Annotated in this window: 20 protein-coding genes; 12 read left to right on the top strand and 8 right to left on the bottom strand. The window is 52.9% G+C overall.

All coding sequences use genetic code 11. From position 1 onward, the window contains the following. From MRY16398_RS20090 to mntR, 4 genes are all read right to left on the bottom strand, one after another. The gene (locus MRY16398_RS20090) at nt 1-1,572 is read right to left on the bottom strand and encodes a DHA2 family efflux MFS transporter permease subunit (RefSeq protein WP_071195617.1); all 1,572 of its coding nucleotides are present in this window, start codon (nt 1,570-1,572) and stop codon (nt 1-3) included. Next, entirely contained in the window at nt 1,569-2,672 is a 1,104-nt protein-coding gene (locus MRY16398_RS20095) for an HlyD family secretion protein (protein WP_079498276.1), read from the bottom strand. Before MRY16398_RS20095 ends, MRY16398_RS20090 begins: the two co-directional genes overlap by 4 nt. 100 nt (nt 2,673-2,772) lie before the next feature. Further along, the gene (locus MRY16398_RS20100) at nt 2,773-3,882 is read right to left on the bottom strand and encodes an anion transporter (protein ID WP_039077197.1); all 1,110 of its coding nucleotides are present in this window, start codon (nt 3,880-3,882) and stop codon (nt 2,773-2,775) included. Next, nucleotides 3,879-4,349, bottom strand: a complete 471-nt coding sequence (mntR, locus tag MRY16398_RS20105; protein WP_039077198.1) for a manganese-binding transcriptional regulator MntR — start codon at nt 4,347-4,349, stop codon at nt 3,879-3,881. The genes MRY16398_RS20100 and mntR overlap by 4 nt, the downstream gene beginning before the upstream one ends. 192 nt (nt 4,350-4,541) lie before the next feature. On the opposite strand from mntR, the gene mntS reads away from it, so the two are divergent. Together mntS and MRY16398_RS20115 are read left to right on the top strand one after the other, a co-directional pair. Further along, a complete protein-coding gene (gene mntS / locus MRY16398_RS20110; RefSeq protein ID WP_039077199.1) occupies nt 4,542-4,670 on the top strand; it encodes a manganase accumulation protein MntS in 129 nt (42 codons plus the stop codon). 277 nt (nt 4,671-4,947) lie between these two features. Next, nucleotides 4,948-6,531 (top strand): phosphoethanolamine transferase, encoded by a 1,584-nt coding sequence (locus MRY16398_RS20115; RefSeq protein ID WP_039077200.1) that lies wholly within the window; start codon nt 4,948-4,950, stop codon nt 6,529-6,531. A 66-nt stretch (nt 6,532-6,597) separates the two neighbouring features. Here the strand turns inward: MRY16398_RS20115 and ompX are convergent, their stop codons facing one another. Further along, on the bottom strand, nt 6,598-7,110 hold the full coding sequence (gene ompX, locus MRY16398_RS20120; protein WP_039077201.1) for an outer membrane protein OmpX: 513 nt from the start codon (nt 7,108-7,110) through the stop codon (nt 6,598-6,600). Between the two features lie 353 nt (nt 7,111-7,463). On the opposite strand from ompX, the gene rhtA reads away from it, so the two are divergent. The 6 genes from rhtA to ybiO all read left to right on the top strand — a co-directional run bounded on the left by rhtA (nt 7,464) and on the right by ybiO (nt 14,154). Further along, nucleotides 7,464-8,351 carry a threonine/homoserine exporter RhtA gene (gene rhtA / locus MRY16398_RS20125; protein WP_071195614.1) on the top strand — a complete coding sequence of 296 codons (888 nt, stop codon included), beginning with the start codon at nt 7,464-7,466 and terminating at the stop codon, nt 8,349-8,351. 297 nt (nt 8,352-8,648) lie between these two features. After that, nucleotides 8,649-9,152, top strand: coding sequence for a DNA starvation/stationary phase protection protein Dps (gene dps / locus MRY16398_RS20130; protein WP_039077203.1), 504 nt, complete (start codon nt 8,649-8,651; stop codon nt 9,150-9,152). 374 nt (nt 9,153-9,526) lie between these two features. After that, nucleotides 9,527-10,270, top strand: a complete 744-nt coding sequence (gene glnH, locus MRY16398_RS20135; RefSeq protein WP_039077204.1) for a glutamine ABC transporter substrate-binding protein GlnH — start codon at nt 9,527-9,529, stop codon at nt 10,268-10,270. 137 nt (nt 10,271-10,407) lie between these two features. Next, on the top strand, nt 10,408-11,067 hold the full coding sequence (glnP, locus tag MRY16398_RS20140; RefSeq protein WP_071195613.1) for a glutamine ABC transporter permease GlnP: 660 nt from the start codon (nt 10,408-10,410) through the stop codon (nt 11,065-11,067). Next, the gene (gene glnQ / locus MRY16398_RS20145) at nt 11,064-11,786 is read left to right on the top strand and encodes a glutamine ABC transporter ATP-binding protein GlnQ (RefSeq protein ID WP_039077206.1); all 723 of its coding nucleotides are present in this window, start codon (nt 11,064-11,066) and stop codon (nt 11,784-11,786) included. The genes glnP and glnQ overlap by 4 nt, the downstream gene beginning before the upstream one ends. Nucleotides 11,787-11,916: 130 nt before the next feature. Beyond that, entirely contained in the window at nt 11,917-14,154 is a 2,238-nt protein-coding gene (gene ybiO / locus MRY16398_RS20150) for a mechanosensitive channel protein (RefSeq protein WP_071195612.1), read from the top strand. On the opposite strand, the gene rlmF is transcribed toward ybiO, so the two are convergent. Continuing rightward, on the bottom strand, nt 14,117-15,079 hold the full coding sequence (gene rlmF, locus MRY16398_RS20155; protein ID WP_125125074.1) for a 23S rRNA (adenine(1618)-N(6))-methyltransferase RlmF: 963 nt from the start codon (nt 15,077-15,079) through the stop codon (nt 14,117-14,119). The genes ybiO and rlmF overlap by 38 nt on opposite strands. A gap of 95 nt (nt 15,080-15,174) precedes the next feature. On the opposite strand from rlmF, the gene MRY16398_RS20160 reads away from it, so the two are divergent. The 3 genes from MRY16398_RS20160 to ybiJ all read left to right on the top strand — a co-directional run bounded on the left by MRY16398_RS20160 (nt 15,175) and on the right by ybiJ (nt 16,713). Beyond that, nucleotides 15,175-15,789 (top strand): flavin reductase family protein, encoded by a 615-nt coding sequence (locus MRY16398_RS20160; RefSeq protein ID WP_039077209.1) that lies wholly within the window; start codon nt 15,175-15,177, stop codon nt 15,787-15,789. 111 nt (nt 15,790-15,900) lie between these two features. After that, nucleotides 15,901-16,167 carry a DksA/TraR family C4-type zinc finger protein gene (locus MRY16398_RS20165; protein WP_039077210.1) on the top strand — a complete coding sequence of 89 codons (267 nt, stop codon included), beginning with the start codon at nt 15,901-15,903 and terminating at the stop codon, nt 16,165-16,167. Nucleotides 16,168-16,452: 285 nt separating this feature from the next. After that, complete coding sequence (gene ybiJ, locus MRY16398_RS20175; protein WP_039077264.1) at nt 16,453-16,713, top strand: DUF1471 family protein YbiJ; 261 nt, start codon at nt 16,453-16,455, stop codon at nt 16,711-16,713. A 122-nt stretch (nt 16,714-16,835) separates the two neighbouring features. Here ybiJ and ybiB read toward each other — a convergent pair whose 3' ends face one another. Continuing rightward, nucleotides 16,836-17,798 (bottom strand): DNA-binding protein YbiB, encoded by a 963-nt coding sequence (ybiB, locus tag MRY16398_RS20180; RefSeq protein WP_039077211.1) that lies wholly within the window; start codon nt 17,796-17,798, stop codon nt 16,836-16,838. Nucleotides 17,799-17,823: 25 nt separating this feature from the next. Then, on the bottom strand, nt 17,824-19,965 hold the full coding sequence (dinG, locus tag MRY16398_RS20185; RefSeq protein WP_071195609.1) for an ATP-dependent DNA helicase DinG: 2,142 nt from the start codon (nt 19,963-19,965) through the stop codon (nt 17,824-17,826). Nucleotides 19,966-20,385: 420 nt separating this feature from the next. Here dinG and licT point away from each other — a divergent pair, with 420 nt between their 5' ends. Continuing rightward, nucleotides 20,386-21,240, top strand: a complete 855-nt coding sequence (licT, locus tag MRY16398_RS20190) for a BglG family transcription antiterminator LicT (RefSeq protein WP_039077213.1) — start codon at nt 20,386-20,388, stop codon at nt 21,238-21,240. Nucleotides 21,241-21,397 lie beyond the last annotated feature (157 nt).

Raw genomic sequence — 21,397 nt, forward strand, 5'->3', positions numbered from 1 at the left:
TTAATGTGCTCCTGCGCTGCCTTCGCTCTTAATCGGCGATAGCAGTAAACAAAAAGGAATCAATAACAGTGCGACAATACTGAGCAGTGTGAACACGTCGATATAGGCCAGAAAACGCGACTGCGCGATCATCGTTTTATACATCTGCCCCATCGCTGTATTCATCGGGTCACCCACCAGTGCAGTGAAATTGCGGATCGCCTGCGCTGATTCGCGCACCGCCAGTTGGAATTGTTCATTAAGCGGCGACATGTTATAGGCCAGATGCGCACTGTGCGCCTGCGACCGTTCGGTTATCGCCGCCGTCGAAAGCGAAATGCCCACCGATCCCGCGACATTGCGGAACATCGTGAACAGCGCGGCCGCATCGGCATTAAGCTGGCGAGGAATGGTAATAAAAGCAATGGTGGTCAGCGGTACAAACAGGAAGCCCAGGCCTATCGATTGCGCGCTGCGAAACAGCATCAGGGTTTCAAAATCGATATCCGGCGTCAGCGTACGCGACCACCAGAACGAGGCCGCGAGGCAGAAAAAGCCAAAGGCGATAATCCAGCGCGTTTGCACGATGGGCATCAGTTTGAGCACCAGCGGGATAGTCAGCACAATAAGTACCGCGCCCGGTGACAGTACCAGCCCGGACCAGGTAGCGGTGTAGCCCAGATCCTGCTGCGCCAGTTGTGGGATCACCACGGAGCTGCCATAGAGGATCATCGCCATACCCGCCATCAGCAGACTGGAGACAGCAAAGTTTTTATCGGCCATACAGCGCAAATCCACCACCGGCTTTTTGGCATATAGCAGCCAGTAAATCGCGCCGACAATGCCGACTGCCGTCAGTACGGCAAAAATGCGGGTAAAATCAGAGGCGAACCAGTCTTCATCTTCCCCACGGTCCAGCATCACCTGCAGGCAACCGAGTCCGAGGGCGATGAGGCCGATCCCCGGCCAGTCGATGGTCAATTTTTTGTCCGATTTACGCTCCCACGGCGGATCTTCCAGTAGCTGATAAATCGCGAGTACCGTGACAATACCGACCGGGATATTGATAAAAAAGACCCAGCGCCAGGAGTAGTTATCGGTGATCCAGCCGCCCAATGTTGGCCCCATTACGGGGGCAACAATGATGGCAATCGAAGAGAGGCCAAACGCTTTGCCGCGATCCTCAGGCTTGAAGTAATCCAGCAGCACCGACTGTTGCGTTGGCTGCAAGCCGCCGCCAAAAAAGCCCTGCAGCACGCGAAAAAGAATGATTTGCCACAGTTCCGTCGCGATACCGCACAAGAAGGAGCAAATCGTGAACATCACGATGCAAATCAGGAAAAACTGCTTGCGACCGAACACGCGGCTGAGAAACGCCGAAATGGGCAGCACGATACCATTGGCCACCAGATAACTGGTCAGTACCCAGGTGGATTCGTCGTAACTGGCGGAAAGCGAACCGGCAACATGCGGCAGTGCGACGTTAACGATGGTGGTATCGAGGATCTCCATAAAGACCGCCAGCGTCACCACCCAGGCGACGGCCCATGGATTACTGGCCGGTCGCCAGTTTTCATGGCTAACGTCAGTCATTCCACGGTTACCTTCGGTTCAACTGACAGACCCAGCGGCAACGGACGGTTCGTATCCAGCCCTTTATCAATGACGATTTTCACCGGTACGCGCTGGACGATTTTGACAAAGTTACCGGTAGCGTTCTCGGACGGGAAAGCAGAGAACTTCGAGCCGCTCCCCTGCTGAATACTGTCAACGTGCCCTTCCAGCTCCAGATCCGGCCAGGCATCGACCTTCACCGTCACTTTATTGCCCGGACGCATGCGTTCAAGCTGCGATTCTTTGAAATTCGCCGTCACCCAGATTTGCGGTGAGACCAGCGAAAACAGCGCCGTACCCGCCTGCACCAGGGTGCCGGTTTGTACATTACGTTTGGTGACAAACCCGTCGAACGGCGCACGGACCTCAGTCCAGGAGAGATTCAGCTCGGCGGTTTCAAGCTGTGCTTTCGCCTGATCCACCTGACGCTGACGGGCCTCGACATTGGTCTCCTGCTGGCGAATCTGCAACTGCACCTGATCCGCCACTTCCAGTTGCGCCTGCGCGCTCGCCAGTTGTGCCTGCGCGCTGCGTAACTGCGCATTGGCGCTGTCGATATTTTGTTGTGTCGTGGCGCGAGGATCGACACCGCGCTGGCGTTTATAGGCAGCCTGCGCGTTAGCTAAATCCGCCTGCGCCTTCAATACCTGTGCCCGCGCTTCGTCGCGCTGGGCCGGGTACTGCACTTTTGACAAATCCAGTTGTGCCTGCGCCTGGTGGAGCTGCGCCGTTGCCAGCCCAAGTTGCGCCTGCGCCTGATCGCGCTGCGCCGTGGCGTCACGGGGATCAATCACCACCAGCAGATCGCCCTTTTTCACCTGCTGGTTATCTTTGACACGCAGTTCAGTGACGTAGCCCGCCACTTTCGGCGCAATGGTGACCGCATCGCCGTCGGTGAACGCATCGTCTGTCGTCTCTTCATTGCGGGTCAGTAACCACCACACCAGCGCGACGACAACCATCACAATCACCACAATGCCGAGGATAACGAGGGGCTTTTTACCGGGGCGTTTGCGGTTTTGCGTCTCTTCTGTTTGAGTTTCCTGCCCGTTCTCAGGGGCGGTTGAATGTTCTGCCATAGTACGCAACAGTCCTGTCAGTGAACGGCGTCACAGTTACGCCGTTCACTAAACTTAGGCGGTAGCTATACATTTGCCAGGATAAACTGACAAATCAGCACTATCTGACCAGGAATAGTCCGTAGCCAACCAGCGCGGCCCATAGCAGCATGGGAAGAGAATAAACGTGGAAGCGCCACCAGATGCGGCGGTCATTTGCCATACGCAGCGCAATCAGATTCGCCAGCGAACCGGGCAACAGGCCAAATCCACCAACATTGACCGCCCAGGCCAGCAGAGTGTCTGGCGGCACATAATTGAGCAGTAAAATGGTCGCGGGCACATTACTGATAAACTGTGACAGACCAATCGCCGTCAGCCACAAACCGGACGGTGAAAGCTGGCTGGTACTGGCGAGCAAATGGTGCAATGCGGGCAACTGGATCAGTAAATGCACGTCGATAAACATGGCGATAAACACCAGCAGCAACGTCCAGTCCACGCTTAGCACAACGCGTCTTGCGAGCAATAAGAAGCCCACGCCCACCACCACCAGTCCCCACAGCTCCTGCTTTAGCTCCAGCGCCGTAATAAAGACCAGGTAAAAGCCCAGGCAACTCCAGACCAGCCTGGGTTTCCAGTCCGGGTTTTTAACGCCGCTATGGTAATTAAGCGTCTTACTGGAAAAACAGAACCAGCACAGCACCAGCAGCGTCACCATCATCGCCAGCGCCAGGGGTGTCATCTGCCAGATAAAGGCCGGGAATGACATCCCGGAACGTCCCCAAATCAGGATATTTTGCGGGTTGCCAATGGGGGTTAACAACGAACCCGCGTTTACGGCCAGCGCCTCAAAAATGATCAACCGATTGACCGGGATTTCGCACAGTTTTTTTAAGGTGATGGTAAGCGGCACCACGATAAACAGCGCCACGTCATTGGTCAGGAAAGTGGAAAGGAGTGCCGCCGCCAGGACCATAAACATGGCCAGTTGCCGCTCGGTACGAAAACGCCGCACCATACGACGCCCCAGCACATCAAAATAGCCGCTCAGTTCCACACCTTTCGTCAGCAGCATCAAACCGCTGAGGGTAATAATGGTGTGCCAGTCAATGGCACCCGGCCAGGTGGCAGGCGCAAAAGGAACGGCAAAACAGAGACCCAGACCAATAACCAGCAGGAGGTGCAAAAAGCGATCGCGCAGTAACGCGCGAAAGAATGGAAGGTTCATTCAGACGGCAACCCTTGTTGCAAAGTGAACAGACGAAAACGCTCAAGCGTTTCTTCACTGACGTGGTGTTCCATTCCTTCCGCGTCACGGCGTGCAATCTCCGGGCTCACACCGAGCACCAGTAAAAAGCTTTCAACAATTTGATGGCGTTCGCGGCTGGCCTGGGCGAGTCTCTCCCCTTCCGGCGTCAGAAATACCCCGCGCCAGGGAATTTGCTCAATCAGCCCTACCGTCGCCAGACGTTTTAACATTTTTGCTACCGTTGGCTGAGAGACACCCAGCCGCGCGGCCATATCCACCTGGCGAGCTTCGCCCACTTCGCGGATTAAATCTGAAATCAATTCAACATAATCGTCGATCAGCTCGCGGCGATGCGCTTCGCGCACCTGACGAAAGCCTTCCACGTGCTCTTCAACATTTACCAGCGTCACTTTTTTTATTGTTTGCTTACCTGCGCGACGGTTCATTGTGCTTCCTCTGAGGGGTGACGCGATACCCGCATCATATAAGAGAAGGCACATTGTAAACCATAGGTGAACCAGCACAAAAAATTAACGTCTTAGCCATAGCTATAAAATATAGCCTGTGCTATATCTGTATGTAATACGTTCAACCGGGCATGGATGGTCGGGAGCGAACAAGTCAGTAAGGAGGTCAATATGAACGAATTTCAGAGGTGCATGAGCGTGTTTACTCACTCCCCGTTTAAGGTTCGTCTGCTGCTGCTGAACATGCTGTGTGATATGTTTAACGGTAAGCCACAGAAAGACGATAAAACTTCTCATTAATGCGGCGTCGCGGTACGCCGCTTCATTTTTCCGTCACATTCTCCCGTTATCATCGGATTGCCCGCACATAATTTTCACTTATTTGTTTGATTTGCAACCGCCCTCCCAAAACGACACGGTAGCAGGTGTTGACCTTCAGCACGGCTAACTTTATCTTTGCGCAGCCCTGCACAAATTGCGGCTCGCAGAAGCGGACCTCTTCCCCTCTCCACGCACTGTCCGGCAGGTTTTGACCCTTTCGCCAGGGTGAGCACATGGCGTTTTCGTGAAGTAATCTATGAGCATAATCCTTAAAGAATCCGTTGCCTTCCGCAGCCAGACGATCAATCCGTGGACAGGTTTCTACTTTCTCCAGTCAATGTTGATTAATTTTGCTCTTGGTTATGAATTTAGTGTCCTGTACGCCGTGGTCTTTACCTGTGCTCTGTGCGTACTGTGGCGGCATGCGCCCCGGGCGCAAAAAATTGTCATCGGTATTACCTCGCTTGTCGCCGCCAGCTATTTCCCGTTTGGCCAGGCCTATGGCGCACCGAACTTTAATACCCTGCTGGCCCTGCACTCGACCAATATGGAAGAGTCGACGGAGATTCTGACTATTTTCCCGTGGCACCACTACGCTATCGGCGCATTTATCTTTGCGATGGGTATTGTGTCAATGCGTCGCCGGGTAACGCAGCCGTCAACCCCGTGGCTGAAATGGGATACGCTCGGCGTGGTATTTTGCGTTGCGTCCTATTTTATTGGCCCGGTACAAAACCACTTCCGCGGCTTTGAGTTCAGGCTCATTGATACCGGCGTTCCGGTGCTGCGCTTCGTGCGCGATGTGGCAGTGAACAACTACGAAGTGGTGAAAGAGCAGGAAAACATGGCGCAGCTCGCCAGTATGAAGGACACCTGGACCGTCCTTGGCGTCAAACCAAAGTATCACACCTATGTGGTGGTGATTGGCGAGAGTGTACGCCGTGACGCGGCGGGCGCCTTTGGCGGCCACTGGAACAACACGCCGTTCGAAAGCCAGGCCAATGGCACATTCTTTATGGATTACATCTCTGCCAGCGGCTCGACACAGAAATCGCTGGGCCTGACGCTCAACCGTGTGGTCGATGATAAGCCGCAGTATCAGGATAACTTTGTCACCCTCGCAAACCGTGCGGGCTTCCAGACCTGGTGGTTCTCCAATCAGGGGCAAATTGGCGAGTACGACACCGCCATTGCCAGTATCGCGAAACGCGCGGATGAAGTGCAGTTCCTGAAAAGCGGTGATTTCGAAGCGGATAAAAACACCCGTGATGACGATCTGCTTAAGCTGACTAATCAGGTACTGGCAACCAAACGCAACCAGCCGCAGTTAATTGTGCTGCATCTGATGGGCTCACACCCTTCAACCTGCGAGCGCTCCGGCGGTAAATACAGCGAGTTCGTCCAGTCAAAAGAGACCTCTTGCTATCTCTATTCCATCACCGCAACGGATGAACTGCTGGGTAAACTCTACTCCCAACTGGTCGCCACGAATGACAGTTTCTCAATGGTCTACTTCTCTGACCATGGTCTGACATTCAGAGAGCGTGGGACGGATGTGCAATATCTGGCGCATGACGACCTGTTTAAACAAAACTTCCAGGTGCCGTTTATGGTGCTGTCGAGCGATGACACAAAGCATCGGGTGATTAAAGCGCGCCGTTCTGCGAACGATTTCCTGAGCTTCTTCTCGCAGTGGACGGGGATTACCACACAAGAGATTAAAAATTCTTACCCGTTCATGTCCGAGCAAAAAGCCGGGCCAGTCTACATTACCAACTTTAAGTTACAGAAAATTGACTACGACCGCCTGGCGACCGATGTTTTCGATACGCACCGCTAAGCGAATTTCTGAATAGCAGGCAAAAAAAATCCGCCCCTTGAGGCGGATTTTTTATTGCCAGCCGAATTAGAAACGGTAGCCGACGCCTGCGATCCAGGTGCCTACGTCAACGCTACGAATGCGAGACTGCTCGTAGGAGAAGTCCAGTGCAACGTTTTCCATCGGGTTGAACTGCAGACCCGCGCCGTAGGAGAAGCCGTAGTCGCTGGTATCGGAAGTTTTAGCAGTGTCAACGGTCTGCTGGAATTTGCCGTAGCCAACACCTACAACACCGTAGATGCTTGCCCAGTCGTTCAGACGGTAAGCCGGACCTGCAGTGATACCGTAGTACTGGCCTTTGTTATAGACGCCATCTTCAGTGCGATCTTTTTCAGTGTACGTGAAGGAGCCAATAACACCCAGCGGGTTGTTGTCCTGCTCGTAGCGGTATTTCAGGTTGAAGCCGTTTGCTTTGTTCGCTACACCCTGAGCGTCGCTCTGTGCGTAACCACCGGTAACAGTGGAAGTAGCTGCAAAAGCGGAACCTGCGGATACCGCCAGAACAGCGGCCAGTGCTGAAAGACATGCAATTTTTTTCATAACCACCTCAAATGTGCTTCAAGTAAATCCTAAGTTTTAAATATATCAAAAATTGTTAAGAAACTCTTTGGGATAAACGATGTCTAATGGCCCATTTCATGTAACAGAACATTTCATAAGCTTACTAACTCTTTCATTAAACGGTCATTTTTCCGCAGGACATGCCATTATGAAGCGTGTTACCCGGCATGTTCATCCAGATTATTCCTAATCGGACAGGTTAATTAACCATCAACTGTCATCTATTTTACGTATTTTTAGCCGCTGTTTTTCAACAAAGTCTCAACCAGCCGGGGCTATTTCAAGTAGACTGCAGGTTTTACTTTGATTGACATAATTTGACAGGAGAAAGGATGCCTGGGTCGTCTCGTAAGATACCGGTTTGGTTATCTGTGGTGGTGTTGCTCATTGCGATGTGTTCGATACAGGGGGGCGCATCACTGGCAAAATCGCTATTTCCGATAGTGGGCGCACCGGGAATGACCGCGCTCCGTCTGGCACTGGGTACGCTGATTCTGGTGGTTATCTTTAAACCCTGGCGTCTGCGTTTTACCCGCGAACAGCGCCTGCCCCTTCTGGCCTATGGTTTATCGCTGGGGGCGATGAACTACATGTTTTATCTCTCAATTCAGACAATACCTCTGGGTATTGCGGTTGCGCTGGAGTTCGTCGGCCCCCTGTCCGTTGCCCTTTTTGGCTCCCGTCGCCCCATTGATTTTCTGTGGGTCATTCTGGCGGTGCTCGGTCTGTGGTATTTATTACCGCTTGGTGACAATGTTTCCCATGTCGATTTAACCGGCGCGGCATATGCGCTCGGCGCAGGCGCATGCTGGGCTGTATATATTATTTCTGGTCATAAGGCCGGGGAAGAACATGGTCCGGCAACCGTTGCACTGGGTTCATTAATAGCCGCGCTGGTTTTTGTACCTTTAGGAACTTTCCAGTCCGGCGCTCTATTATGGCAATGGTCTGTGCTACCGCTGGGAATAGCGGTCGCAATATTATCGACCGCACTGCCTTATTCGCTGGAAATGATTGCCCTTACCCGGTTACCGACGCGCACCTTTGGGACGCTGATGAGCATGGAACCCGCCCTGGCGGCAGTATCAGGCATGATCTTCTTGAGTGAAACGCTTTCCCTTCAACAAGTTGCCGCGCTGATGTGCATTGTGATTGCCTCAATAGGCTCAACCATGACGCTACGCAGAGAAGTAAAAGTCGAAAAGGTGGAGATAGGATAATAATTATTATTCAGCATGGTTATCGTACCATGCTGAATAAGCATTCACGCCAATAAAAGCTGTTTCATTGCGATAAATTGTCACACTTCAATATATATTCTTACATCCCAAAGCCACGTTCCCGATAATTTATACCCGTCGTGAATGGCGAAATAATAATTATTACTCTCCAGTATAGAGGTATGTTTATCGCTGCTATTGAACCGATAGGTATATCCAAAACAGCAATCAAAAATCTGGTGCTATACTTAGTTTCGATAATTACCTGGGACACAAACATCAAGAGGATATGAGATTATGAGTACCGCTAAACTGGTTAAAACGAAAGCGTCTAATCTGCTTTATACCCGTAACGATGTATCAGACAGCGATAAAAAAGCGACTATCGAGTTGCTTAATCGCCAGGTGATCCAGTTCATTGACCTGTCACTGATCACAAAACAGGCCCACTGGAATATGCGCGGTGCTAACTTCATCGCCGTCCATGAAATGCTCGACGGCTTCCGTACTGCCCTTGTTGATCACCTTGATACCATGGCAGAGCGTGCCGTGCAGTTAGGTGGTGTCGCACTGGGCACAACGCAGGTCATCAACAGCAAAACGGCACTGAAAAGTTACCCGCTGGACATTCACAGTGTCCAGGATCACCTGAAAGAACTGGCTGACCGTTATGCTATCGTCGCGAACGATGTACGCAAAGCCATCAGCGAAGCAAAAGATGAAGATACCGCAGATATCTTTACCGCTGCTTCACGCGACCTGGATAAATTCCTGTGGTTTATCGAATCCAACATCGAATAAGCCCTGTCGCTAACATAAATACTTCAGATGACCCCTTTGCCGCCCCGGCAAAGGGGTTTGCACTTTTATGGTGCATCATTTTTTTCTTCCCCACCCGAAAGACCGCCAGACTGTTATCATCACTTCACAAAATTGTTAAGAAAAGATTGTTAAATGGTGCATTCCTGCGCTAAATAATCGTGTTTTCTGTGCAGAAGTTAATACGCACCAATATGAAGCCCCAAAATGGTGCATAACGTCACTTGCGCTTCGTTCAGGGCACAGATTCAGAAGATCGCCTCTTTACAAAACAACAGGTTGTAAACCTGGCATGATTTTTTCATACTGCGTACGTTCTCGCAGGGGATCGCCCCGTGGATATAAAAGGAAAAACTATGAAGTCTGTATTCAAACTTTCCCTGGCTACACTCGCTCTCGCCTTTGCTGTTTCTTCCCAGGCTGCAAACAAACTGGTTGTCGCAACCGACACCGCATTCGTTCCTTTCGAATTCAAGCAGGGTGACAAATACGTTGGTTTCGACGTTGATCTGTGGGCCGCTATCGCGAAAGAACTGAAACTGGATTACGAGTTAAAGCCGATGGATTTCAGCGGCATCATCCCGGCTCTGCAAACTAAAAACGTTGACCTGGCGCTGGCTGGTATCACCATCACCGAAGAACGTAAGAAAGCGGTTGAGTTCTCTGATGGCTACTACAAAAGCGGCCTGATGGTGATGGTTAAAGCCAATAACAACGACGTAAAAAGCGTAAAAGATCTCGACGGTAAAGTGGTTGCCGTGAAGAGCGGTACCGGTTCTGTTGATTACGCGAAAGCGAATATCAAAACCAAAGACCTGCGTCAGTTCCCGAACATCGACAACGCATACATGGAACTGGGCACCAACCGTGCTGATGCGGTCCTGCACGATACCCCGAACATTCTCTATTTCATCAAAACCGCAGGTAACGGTCAGTTCAAAGCGGTAGGTGATTCACTGGAAGCACAGCAGTACGGTATCGCGTTCCCGAAAGGTAGCGACGAGCTGCGTGAAAAAGTGAACGGCGCGCTGAAAACGCTGCGCGATAACGGTACTTACAACGAAATCTATAAAAAATGGTTCGGTACCGAGCCTAAATAATATTTTGTTCTGTGCGGTAGTGTTGCCCGGCAGCGCTAAGCTTACCGGGCCTACGTAAGCAGACTTATCACCCGTAGGCCGGGAAACCGGCACTATGGGTGTTTGTATATTTCCACCACGGTTTACAGGAATTCATCATGCAGTTTGACTGGAGTGCCATTTGGCCTGCCATTCCGCTTCTGATTGAAGGCGCAAAAATGACGCTTTGGATCTCGGTCCTCGGCTTAGTTGGCGGCTTGATTATTGGACTGGCGGCAGGTTTCGCACGCACCTTTGGCGGCTGGATCGCCAACCACATCGCACTCGTTTTTATTGAGATTATTCGCGGTACCCCGATTGTTGTTCAGGTGATGTTTATCTACTTCGCCCTGCCCATGGCATTCAACGATTTGCGTATCGACCCCTTTAGCGCCGCCGTTATCACCATCATGATTAACTCGGGCGCGTATATCGCGGAAATCACCCGTGGTGCGGTACTGTCTATTCATAAAGGTTTTCGTGAAGCAGGCCTGGCGCTGGGGCTGTCTAAGGGTGAAACCATCCGCCACGTGATCCTGCCACTGGCGCTGCGTCGTATGCTGCCACCGCTGGGTAACCAGTGGATCATCAGCATTAAAGACACTTCTCTGTTCATTGTTATCGGCGTCGCCGAGCTGACCCGTCAGGGCCAGGAGATCATCGCCGGCAACTTCCGCGCCCTGGAAATCTGGAGTGCCGTTGCGGTTGTTTATCTGATCATCACCCTGGTGCTGAGCTTTATTTTGCGTCGTCTTGAAAGAAGGATGAAAATCCTGTGATTGAATTTAAAAATGTCTCCAAGCACTTTGGTCAAACCCAGGTGCTGCATAACATCGACCTGAACATTACCCAGGGCGAAGTGGTGGTGATTATCGGGCCGTCGGGCTCAGGTAAATCTACCCTGCTGCGCTGCATCAACAAGCTCGAAGAGATCACCAGCGGTGAGTTGATTGTTGATGGCCTGAAAGTGAACGATCCCAAAGTTGACGAGCGTCTGATCCGTCAGGAAGCCGGGATGGTGTTCCAGCAGTTTTATCTGTTCCCACACCTGACCGCGCTGGAAAACGTTATGTTTGGTCCGCTGCGCGTGCGCGGTGCGAAAAAAGACGAAGCCGAGAAACTGGCAAAAGAGCTGCTGGCGAAAGTCGGCCTTGCCGAGCGTGCGCATCACTATCCGTCTGAGTTGTCCGGCGGCCAACAGCAACGTGTGGCTATCGCCCGCGCGCTGGCGGTAAAACCAAAGATGATGCTGTTTGATGAACCGACCTCCGCACTCGACCCGGAGCTGCGCCATGAGGTCCTGAAAGTCATGCAGGATCTGGCCGAAGAAGGCATGACGATGGTTATCGTGACGCACGAAATCGGTTTTGCCGAGAAAGTGGCCTCTCGTCTGATCTTCATTGATAAAGGCCGTATTGCCGAAGACGGCAATCCACAGACGCTTATCGAGAACCCGCCAAGCCCGCGCTTGCAGGAATTCTTGCAGCACGTCTCCTGAGTTGTCGCTACCCTCTTCCCGTCGGGAAGAGGGTTATCTCCCCTTCTCCCCGGATTTATCTCATTTCCTTCGACGCGTTTCCCGGCATCTATACTTATCATTTTGCTGGACTTTCTCGCCGGAGGCACCCATGCCGTGGATCCTGTTACTCATCAGTCTTATTTGGCTGCCCGCGCAGGCGGCTGGTATTCCCGGCGTTACAACCGGGGCCACGAGCACACAGCCCACCGCCGAAACCCCAACCCCCGATATTGAGCAGAAAAAAGCCGCCTATGCCGCGCTGGCCGATGTGCTGGATAACCCGCAATCACGCCAGGAGCTGATTGATCAACTGCGCAAAGTCGCAGCGACACCGCCACAGGAACCCGTCCCCGTCATTACGCCCCCGCAAATCGTTGAGCAAAAAACGGTGCTGGAGAACGTTACGGAAGTCAGCAGCCACTATGGTGAAGAGTTCGCGTCGCGGTTTGCTCAACTCTATCGCAACATTACCGGCTCTCCGCATAAGGCGTTTAACCCGGAAACCTTTACCAGTGCCGCCGGACATTTTTTACTGCTCGCCATACTGGTGTTCGCCTTTTGGCTGCTGGTGCGTCTTGCCGTGATGCCGTTGTACCGCAAAATGGGCTACTGGGGGCGTAATAAAAACCGCGAGCGCAATAACTGGTTACAGCTTCCGGCGATGATTATCGGGGCGTTTATCGTTGACCTGCTGTTGCTGGCGCTAACGCTGTTTGTCGGTCAGATACTTAGCGCCAATCTGAATAATGGAAACCGGACCATCGCTTTTCAGCAAAGCCTGTTTTTAAATGCTTTTGCACTGATTGAATTCTTTAAAGCCATTCTGAGGCTTATCTTCTGTCCACGCATTCCGGAGCTGCGCCCATTTCGTATTGAGGACGACACCGCCCGCTATTGGCATCTGCGACTCAGTGCGCTGAGCAGCCTCATCGGCTACGGTTTGCTTGTCGCCGTGCCGATTATCTCCAATCAGGTGAATGTGCAGGTAGGCGCGCTGGCTAATGTGACCATCATGCTCTGTATTACCGTCTGGGCGCTGTATCTGATCTTTCGCAATAAGCGCATTATCCAGCACAACCTGATCCATCTGGCGGACCATTCACTTGCCTTCTTTAGCCTGTTTATTCGCGCTTTCGCGCTTATCTGGCACTGGCTCGCCAGCGCTTACTTCATCGTGCTGTTTTTCTTCTCACTCTTTGATCCCGGCAACAGCCTGAAATTTATGATGGGAGCGTCATTGCACAGTGTGGCGATTTTAAGCATCGCGGCGTTTCTTTCCGGCATGCTGTCGCGCTGGATTAATAAGACCATCACCCTGTCACCGCAGGTGCAGCGTAACTACCCGGAACTGCAAAAGCGGCTTAACGGCTGGCTTTCTGCGTCGATGAAAGCGGCACGTATCCTCATTGTTTGCGCCACCGTACTGCTGTTGCTCAACGCCTGGGGCCTGTTCGATTTCTGGTACTGGCTGACCTATGGCGCAGGCGAAAAAGCGGTTGATATTATTATTCGCATTGCCCTGATTCTGTTTTTCTCTGCCGTGGGCTGGACGGTGCTGGCAAGCATTATCGAAAACCGCCTCGCCTCCGATATTCACGGCAGGCCGCTTCCCAGCGCGCGTACCCGTACGCTGTTAACCCTGTTCCGTAACGCGCTGGCGGTGGTGATCAGTACCATCACGGTGATGATTGTGCTCTCGGAGATAGGCGTTAATATCGCGCCGCTGCTGGCGGGTGCCGGAGCACTGGGTCTGGCGATCTCTTTCGGTTCGCAAACCCTGGTGAAAGATATTATTACCGGCATCTTTATTCAGTTTGAAAATGGGATGAACACCGGGGATCTCGTGACCATTGGCCCGCTCACCGGTACGGTTGAACGGATGTCAATTCGTTCCGTTGGCGTACGCCAGGATACCGGGGCGTACCATATTATTCCGTGGTCATCGATAACCACCTTTGCCAACTTCGTGCGCGGGATCGGTTCGGTTGTCGCCAACTATGATGTGGATCGCCACGAAAACACGGAAAAAGCGAATCAGGCATTAAAAGATGCGGTCGCGGAGTTGATGGAGATGGAGGATATTCGCGGACTGATTATTGGCGAGCCGACATTTGCCGGGCTGGTCGGACTAACCAATACCGCGTTCACGCTGAGGGTGACATGCACCACGCTGCCGCTCAAACAGTGGACAGTGCGCTTTGCACTGGACAGCATGGTGAAAAAACACTTCGATTTAGCCGACGTTCGGGCGCCGGTACAAACCTACCAGATACTGCCCATGCCGGGCAGTACCCCTGCGCCACAAGCGGTTAACGCGCCGCAGCCGCCTGTTGAACCTGCGCCTTAAATCGGGTTTGCGCCCAGCGCTTGCGCTGGGCCTCGTCCTGAAATGTCCAGGCGATAAAGCGGCTCTGCTTCTGCCCTTGTGACATCTCTTTTTTGACCACGTTAACGGCACCGGCCTGGGTCAGCGCGCGATATAGCGGCGGTAAATTATCACCACGAGAAACCAGCGAGGTAAACCAAAGAACCTGACGCGCGAACTGTTTGCTCTCATCAATCATCTTGCTGATAAACGCCACTTCCCCGCCTTCGCACCACAGCTCCTGCTGCTGGCCGCCGAAGTTGAGCGCCGCGTCATTATCAAGCCCAAGATTGCGGCGTTTACGCTCACTGCCCGCCTGCGCAGCCTGCGCGCTGTCGTGAAAAGGTGGGTTACAGAGCGTGGCATCATACTGCTCATTTTTATGGATGATGCCCGCCAGGATCGCCGCCGGATCTTTTTGTCGACGTAAACGCACTGAACGGCTCAGGCCAGGATTGGCGCTGATAATCGCCTGTGCGCTGGCGAATGCGGCATTGTCGACTTCGCTGCCAGTGAAGCGCCAGCCATATTCATGGGCGCCAATCAGCGGATAGATACAGTTTGCCCCGGTGCCGATATCCAGTACGCTGGCCTGCGACGGAACAGCCCCGCCCGTGTCCTGGGCGAGCAAATCGGCAAGATGGTGAATATAGTCTGCGCGACCTGGAACGGGTGGGCAAAGAAAGCCCGGCGGGATATCCCACTCTTTTACGCCATAAAAGTGCGCCAGTAGCGCTTTGTTCAGCGCTTTCACGGCCAGGGGATCGGCAAAATTAACCGTCGGTTCGCCCGCCGGACTGGTAATCATAAATTCACGCAATGGGGGCATCGTGGCGCAAAGGGCGTCAAGATCGTAGCGGCTATTGTGACGGTTACGCGGGTGCAATCCCGGCTTCTGGGCTTTCATGGCTTTCTCCTGTTGGCAGCGGCGTAAGATACCCGTTGACGGCGGCAGGGTAAATAAGTGAGGCTAAAGAAACTCGCTTCCCAAAGGGACTCGCAATGTATTTTTACGAACCGTCTCAAGGCCATGGCCTGCCCCACGACCCGCTCAATGCGATTATCGGCCCGCGTCCTATCGGCTGGATCTCCTCGCTCGATGGCGAAGGGCGACAGAATCTCGCCCCGTACAGCTTCTTTAACTGTTTCAATTACCGCCCGCCTATTATCGGCTTTGCCAGCAGCGGCTGGAAAGACAGCGTACGCAATATTTGTGAGACCAAAGAGTTCGTCTGGAATCTGACGACCCGTGCGCTGGCGGAGCGAATGAACGAGACATCCGCCTCACTCCCGCACGGCGAAGATGAGTTCGCCTTTAGCGGCCTGACCCCGCTTGCCAGCCGCATTATTAAAGCACCGCGTGTCGCAGAAAGCCCGGTGCATTTTGAGTGCCGCCTCTCCCAGTGCATTCAACTGACCAAAGCAAACGGTGAGGCGCTGGATAGCTGGCTGGTACTGGGTGAGGCGGTTGCCATTCATATTGATGAATCCCTGCTTGAAAATGGCATCTATCAGACGGCCAAAGCGCAGCCGATCCTGCGCGCGGGTGGCCCGACGGCCTATTACACCGTTACCGACGCGCAGCGTTTTGATATGCGTCGTCCGGATGATCGCTAAGGTATAAATATGTGCCAGGTGGACACTGTTTCGTTCACCCACACATTGAAATGGCGGATATTTGCGCAAATATTATACTGGTATGTCCTTACCCACTGAGGAGAAAACACAATGGCATCCGGTTGGGCAAATGACGGGGCGGTACAGGATCAAATAGACAGCACCATTGAAGATGCGGTGGCGCGTGCGCGTCACGACTTGCCGAAAGGAGAAAGCCTTAAAGAGTGTGCAGAGTGCGGCGAACCGATTCCGGAAGCGCGTCGCAAAGCGATTCCCGGCGTTCGTTTCTGTCTGCAATGCCAGCAACAGAAAGATTTACATAACTCTACACATGCAGGATATAACCGCAGAGGATCGAAGGATAGCCAGCTTCGTTGACTATTCTTTACCTCTCTCATCAGCGCAAGCGGTTGCTTTCTTGCGCACAAAATTCCGCAGATAAAGTAGCATTCTGTGCCAGAAAAAAATCCCGCGGCTGCCGAAACGGCAAAACACATAATTTACATCAATAAATCACAATAATTTCATTGACTTGGTGATTGTTCAATTTTTTAGAACAAGGTCGTCAATTCTCTTAGATTTTCTCTCTCGCAAAAAACCGTGATACTTATCACATCGACGGAACAACGTCTCCTTAACAGAATAACCTGCGAGATTATGACCATGAAAACCATCAAATATGCTGTAGCCGCTATCGCTCTTTCAACCCTTTCTTTCGGTGCTTTCGCTGCACAGGCCATCAGCCCGTCTCAGGCACAGAGCATGAATAAAGTCGGTGTAGTCTCTGCTGACGGCGCGACCACGCTGGACGGCCTTGAAGCACAACTGGCTGAGAAAGCAGCCGCCGCTGGCGCAACGGGTTACAGCATCACGTCCGCGAACAGCAATAATAAAATGAGCGGTACTGCGGTTATCTACAAATAAGAATGTTTTACCCCGTCGGCGACCCTCCGACGGACACTGCTCCAACCCTCATTGACCCTGTTGTTGTTACCCTTTTTGGCCCGTCCAGTGATGAGACGGGCTTTTTTTCGTTTGAACCACGCTTAAAAACTCGCGTCGATACGCGCTAATGCGCTCTCAAGCGTCTCTGACTCGCCGGTTGCCACCAGGCAGCACGCCATCTCAATTTTTATCGACTGAGGAACAGGCTCACTTCCGGCCAGGCAGCGTTCAATCCATTTAGCCGTGGTTTCGGCATCTTTGGCCGCAGGCAGAACGACATCTGTGAGTTCATCCTGACGTTCATAGATAACGCGGCTCCCCTGCGCATCAATCAGATTGATTTGCGGGCAGCGTTGTGGATTGGCGTAAACCTCCCCTTCCGTTCCGTGCATCAACAAACCTCGCCCACCGATATCGCTAAAGAATTTCCCCACACGCGAGACGTATTCGGGATGCGACACGCTGGAAAGGCGCAGCGCGGCGTCTTTCTCAAACGGTGTGGCCAGTTTCGCCAGCGTATGAGCGCTGTTACGCACGCCCATTATCCAGCGCAGCGCTAACTGTTTTTCCAGCGGCGGGCACAGCGCGCTCACCGGAATGTACACTGGCTGATGTCCATCGAGCCGTGCCTGCGCCTGACCCGCATGGTGCGTCGCCTCAATACCCAGCAGCGCGAAAATGGTTTCGCTGACTACCCGCGTCGGATCCTCGCTGACGCCGTGGACCACCACCGGGAAACCCAGTTTGTGCAATAAAATAGCCAGTAGTGGCGTCAGGTTTGCCTGTTTACGCGCACCGTTGTAGCTTGGGATAACAATCGGCATCGGTTTCGCGACCGGCGGCGTAAGGCGCATCGTACGTTGCTGCATAGCCTCGTAAAAACCGAGCATTTCCGCTTCGCCTTCACCTTTAATACGCAGAGCTATCAGGATGCCCCCTAATTCCAGATCGGGTACATCACCCTCCAGCATCCGGGTGTAAAGCCCCCGGGCGGTATCAAAATCCAGATCGCGGGCGTGATTTTTTCCCCGGCCAATCTCTTTAATGATTTTGCGGTAATCCATCAAAACTCCTTACAGGCTCACAATGTCAGCGGCGCTTACGGCGGCTTTGTTTCGGTTTCTTCACTATAACGTCTGGTACATCTGGTTGGGAAATAGGAAAAACCGGCAGCGCGTCCAGCAGACGTTTGCCGTAGCTTTTACTGAGCAGGCGGTTGTCATAAATGACCACTTCACCGTGACAACTGTGGCTACGTATTAAACGCCCCACCTGCTGAATCAGCGTAAAGGAGGCGCTGGGGAGACTTTGCACCTCGAAAGGGTATCGATTGAGGCTTTTAAGCCATTCGCCTTCGGTAATCACCACCGGGCTGTCGATAGGCGGGAAGGCAATTTTATGGATATGCACCTGGGTCAGGTAGTCACCTTTTAAATCAAGCCCTTCGGCGAAGGACTGCAACCCCACCAGCACGCTACGCTCGCCGCCGTCGATACGTTTACGGTGCAGTTCCACCAGACGGTAGCGCGGCTGATCGCCCTGCACCAGCAACAACAGGCGCAGATCGGTCACAAACGTCAAAAAGAGCTGCATCGCCCGCTGACTGGCGAACAAAACCAGCATCCCCCGGTGAGCGTTGCTCTCAACCTGTTCGCGGAAATAAGCCGCCATCTCGGCAAGATGTTCCGCCTCGTTCTCTACCAGCGGGGCATAGCGCATTTGTGGAATGACGATTTTGCCCTGCTCAACATGATTGAACGGCGAATCCAGGCTCACGAAGCGGTCGCCTGCTTTCTCTTTCAGGCCGCTCATCTCCTGCAGGCGCGAAAAACTGTTCAACGAGCGCAGGGTCGCTGAGGTCACAACAATATGCGGCACGCTGCGCCAGAGCAGTTTTTCCAGCTGATCGCTGACGCGAATGCCAACACAGTGGAAGTACATATGCAGTTGCCCGTCGCGCACTTCACGGGTTGCCCATTTTGTTACCGGCGCGCCAGAGGCCTGCGCCATTGCCGCCAGCCGCCATAACTTGCTTTGCGCCTCAAACATTCCCAGCGCCCGGTTCATCTGCAACAGAACCCGGTGCAGACGCACAATGTCGTGGCTGCCGGTTTTCTCGCTCAGGTCGTTGAGAAACAGTTCTGCCAGCCCGCGCAGCATATCGGTGAGTTTGGCCAGCCGCTGACAAATAGCCATCACCTCGTCGGGCAACTCCCCCATCGCAAACCGGTGTTCGGCCTCCTGGGCGGCGGGCATATATAAATTGAGGATGTTGTTAAGCGAAGCAATCAGTTCGTAGAGTTCTTCGCAGTGGGCATTCAGGCGCTCGGGCGTCGCCAGCGGCGGCGTGGTTTTCGGGCGAAATTGCTCAAGGCAGGTCGCCACCAGCTTGCAGAAAAGGTCAAGTTGCAGACGAAACCAGGGGGCGGTGATCTCGGCACTCATCTCCAGCGCATCACGCGCTACATCCGGCAGATGATGGCCTTCATCCAGCACCAGCAGCAGGTTTTTCGGCTCCGGCAGCACCGCCTCGCTTTCCATCGCCGCCATCACCAGCGCATGGTTAGCCACCACCACTTCGGCTTCCTGGATCTCACGCCGGGCGACAAAAAACGGGCATTCACGGTAGTAGTGACAATTACGATTGAGACAACTGGCTTTGTCGGTGCTGAGCCGCCGCCAGAGATCGTCTTCGATAGCCTGATCTGTATGATCGCGTAAGCCGTCCCACTTGTAGCTGTCGAGATCGGCTTTCAGCTTCGCGCAGCGCTTCTGCTCTTCCTGATTATTAGGGGTTAATTCGTCATCCAGAAAGGCCAGCAGATCTTGCTGCGAAGGCTCGGTGCTCGCCAGCGCGGTCAGGTTACGCGGGCAGACGTAGCGCCCACGCCCAAAGGCAGCGGTAAAGCGCAAATCGGGGATAATTTTACGCAGCAGCGGCAAATCTTTGCTGTAGATCTGATCCTGCAAGGCGACGTTGGCGGTACTGACCACCAGCGTTTTTTGTTCTTCACGGGCGATGGCAATGCCGGGAATGAGGTACGACAGGGTCTTACCGACGCCTGTCGGCGCTTCAATGGCCAGATGCCGCCCCTCTTCCCCGGCGAGCGTTTTCGCCACATCGGCGATCATCTGCCGCTGCGGTGCACGAGGAATAAAGTCCGGAATCTGTTGTTGTAACGCCTTGTACCAGGCGGCAATTTGCGCTTTTAGCGCGGCGGTGAGGGCCATCGATAAACCTGAAACACTGTATAAACAGCCACTATTGTGGCATTTTTCACGTTTCAGGGGTAACGCTTTTTCGTATTACGGAAAGCCGCTCGCAAAAATGACTCTCGGCAAACCGCTACCCGGCCTCCCCCGGATAAAACCGTTCTTCGCAATCACCTGGTTGAGCCGGCTAAGGGTTCCGGGTTGAGACCTGACAGACATTTTCCGTCGCCGCGCCCGTTTTCGCAGACCGGATCACAATTTGGCATACGAATTTACGCAACGCCTTTTGTCACATTGAATAATTTTTTTCGCGGTGCTAGGTTTTAACTGCATTACGCTTGTTACCGACTATCGGGCAAAACCTAAATGCAGACTGAGGGGCCAATCCGCCCATATCTGTATTTATGTCTTGCCCGTTTTTGTTTTCAGGAGTTGGCGATGCTGGTCAAACAAATATTAAATAATAATGTTGTCAGCGCAGTGGATGAGGATGGTCTGGAGGTTATTTTAACCGGCCGGGGGCTGGGGTTTAATACCCACAACGGTGCCAGCATCGACCGTGACGCCATCGATAAAATATTCCGTCTGGAAGATTCGCAAATTTCTGCTCGTTTTAAAGACCTGGTCAGCGAAGTGCCGGTGGATATTTTGCAGTTAACCGCCGATATCATCACTCACGCCCGCAGCGTACTGACGCACAAGCTCAGCGATGGGCTCTATGTGACCCTCGCAGACCACCTGCATTTTGCGTTGCAACGCCAACAAAACAATGAAGTTTTACCCAATCCGCTGGAGTGGGAAGTTCGCCATTTCTACACTGCGGAATACGCCATCGGTCGCCAGGCGCTGGGGATGGTTGTCGCCCGCACCGGAACATTATTACCCGACAGCGAGGCGTGTAGTATCGCTCTGCATATTGTGAATGCCGGGCTCAATGACACCATGGGAAAAACCGCACAAATTACACGGCTTATATATCAGTTACAAAACATTGTGAAGTATTTTTTTAATATCCCGCTTGATGAGCATAGTCTGAATTACCAGCGATTTATTACTCATCTAAAGTTCTTTGCCCAACGGGTGATTGATGGGGTGGTGTTAAATAATGACGACGAAGAGTTCTTCGAACTGGTCCAGCGCCGTTATCAAACTACGCTGAAATGTGTCGAAGCAATGAATGAGTTCGTCAGCAAGAATTATCACCACCCCATGAGCAACTCGGAAAAGCTCTACCTTGCGGTGCACATCGAGAATATTGTGCAGCGGACGGTGCCCGACGCAGGGAAAGTTTAACGCGTCAGGAAGTCTGAAACATATCGTTATTCCATCCAGGCTTGTTACTGTTCATCCCCTAAATAGACGGGTAGTTCAGGCAAACCCCAGAGGAAACAAGGTCCCGGCAAACGCTGGTCATTGTGGATGAAGTCGGTTTTTGACTTCAGTCTGGAGG

Origin of the sequence: Phytobacter sp. MRY16-398, from assembly GCF_003925915.1 — a bacterium.
In the GTDB taxonomy this organism is placed as follows: domain Bacteria; phylum Pseudomonadota; class Gammaproteobacteria; order Enterobacterales; family Enterobacteriaceae; genus Phytobacter; species Phytobacter diazotrophicus.

Bases quoted from the DNA above. Each gene is read 5' to 3' on its own strand.
- MRY16398_RS20090 (WP_071195617.1), bottom strand. From the start codon at position 1,572: ATGACTGACGTTAGCCATGAAAACTGGCGACCGGCCAGTAATCCATGG.
- MRY16398_RS20095 (WP_079498276.1), bottom strand. From the start codon at position 2,672: ATGGCAGAACATTCAACCGCCCCTGAGAACGGGCAGGAAACTCAAACA.
- MRY16398_RS20100 (WP_039077197.1), bottom strand. From the start codon at position 3,882: ATGAACCTTCCATTCTTTCGCGCGTTACTGCGCGATCGCTTTTTGCAC.
- mntR (WP_039077198.1), bottom strand. From the start codon at position 4,349: ATGAACCGTCGCGCAGGTAAGCAAACAATAAAAAAAGTGACGCTGGTA.
- mntS (WP_039077199.1), top strand. From the start codon at position 4,542: ATGAACGAATTTCAGAGGTGCATGAGCGTGTTTACTCACTCCCCGTTT.
- MRY16398_RS20115 (WP_039077200.1), top strand. From the start codon at position 4,948: ATGAGCATAATCCTTAAAGAATCCGTTGCCTTCCGCAGCCAGACGATC.
- ompX (WP_039077201.1), bottom strand. From the start codon at position 7,110: ATGAAAAAAATTGCATGTCTTTCAGCACTGGCCGCTGTTCTGGCGGTA.
- rhtA (WP_071195614.1), top strand. From the start codon at position 7,464: ATGCCTGGGTCGTCTCGTAAGATACCGGTTTGGTTATCTGTGGTGGTG.
- dps (WP_039077203.1), top strand. From the start codon at position 8,649: ATGAGTACCGCTAAACTGGTTAAAACGAAAGCGTCTAATCTGCTTTAT.
- glnH (WP_039077204.1), top strand. From the start codon at position 9,527: ATGAAGTCTGTATTCAAACTTTCCCTGGCTACACTCGCTCTCGCCTTT.
- glnP (WP_071195613.1), top strand. From the start codon at position 10,408: ATGCAGTTTGACTGGAGTGCCATTTGGCCTGCCATTCCGCTTCTGATT.
- ybiO (WP_071195612.1), top strand. From the start codon at position 11,917: ATGCCGTGGATCCTGTTACTCATCAGTCTTATTTGGCTGCCCGCGCAG.
- rlmF (WP_125125074.1), bottom strand. From the start codon at position 15,079: ATGAAAGCCCAGAAGCCGGGATTGCACCCGCGTAACCGTCACAATAGC.
- MRY16398_RS20160 (WP_039077209.1), top strand. From the start codon at position 15,175: ATGTATTTTTACGAACCGTCTCAAGGCCATGGCCTGCCCCACGACCCG.
- MRY16398_RS20165 (WP_039077210.1), top strand. From the start codon at position 15,901: ATGGCATCCGGTTGGGCAAATGACGGGGCGGTACAGGATCAAATAGAC.
- ybiJ (WP_039077264.1), top strand. From the start codon at position 16,453: ATGAAAACCATCAAATATGCTGTAGCCGCTATCGCTCTTTCAACCCTT.
- ybiB (WP_039077211.1), bottom strand. From the start codon at position 17,798: ATGGATTACCGCAAAATCATTAAAGAGATTGGCCGGGGAAAAAATCAC.
- dinG (WP_071195609.1), bottom strand. From the start codon at position 19,965: ATGGCCCTCACCGCCGCGCTAAAAGCGCAAATTGCCGCCTGGTACAAG.
- licT (WP_039077213.1), top strand. From the start codon at position 20,386: ATGCTGGTCAAACAAATATTAAATAATAATGTTGTCAGCGCAGTGGAT.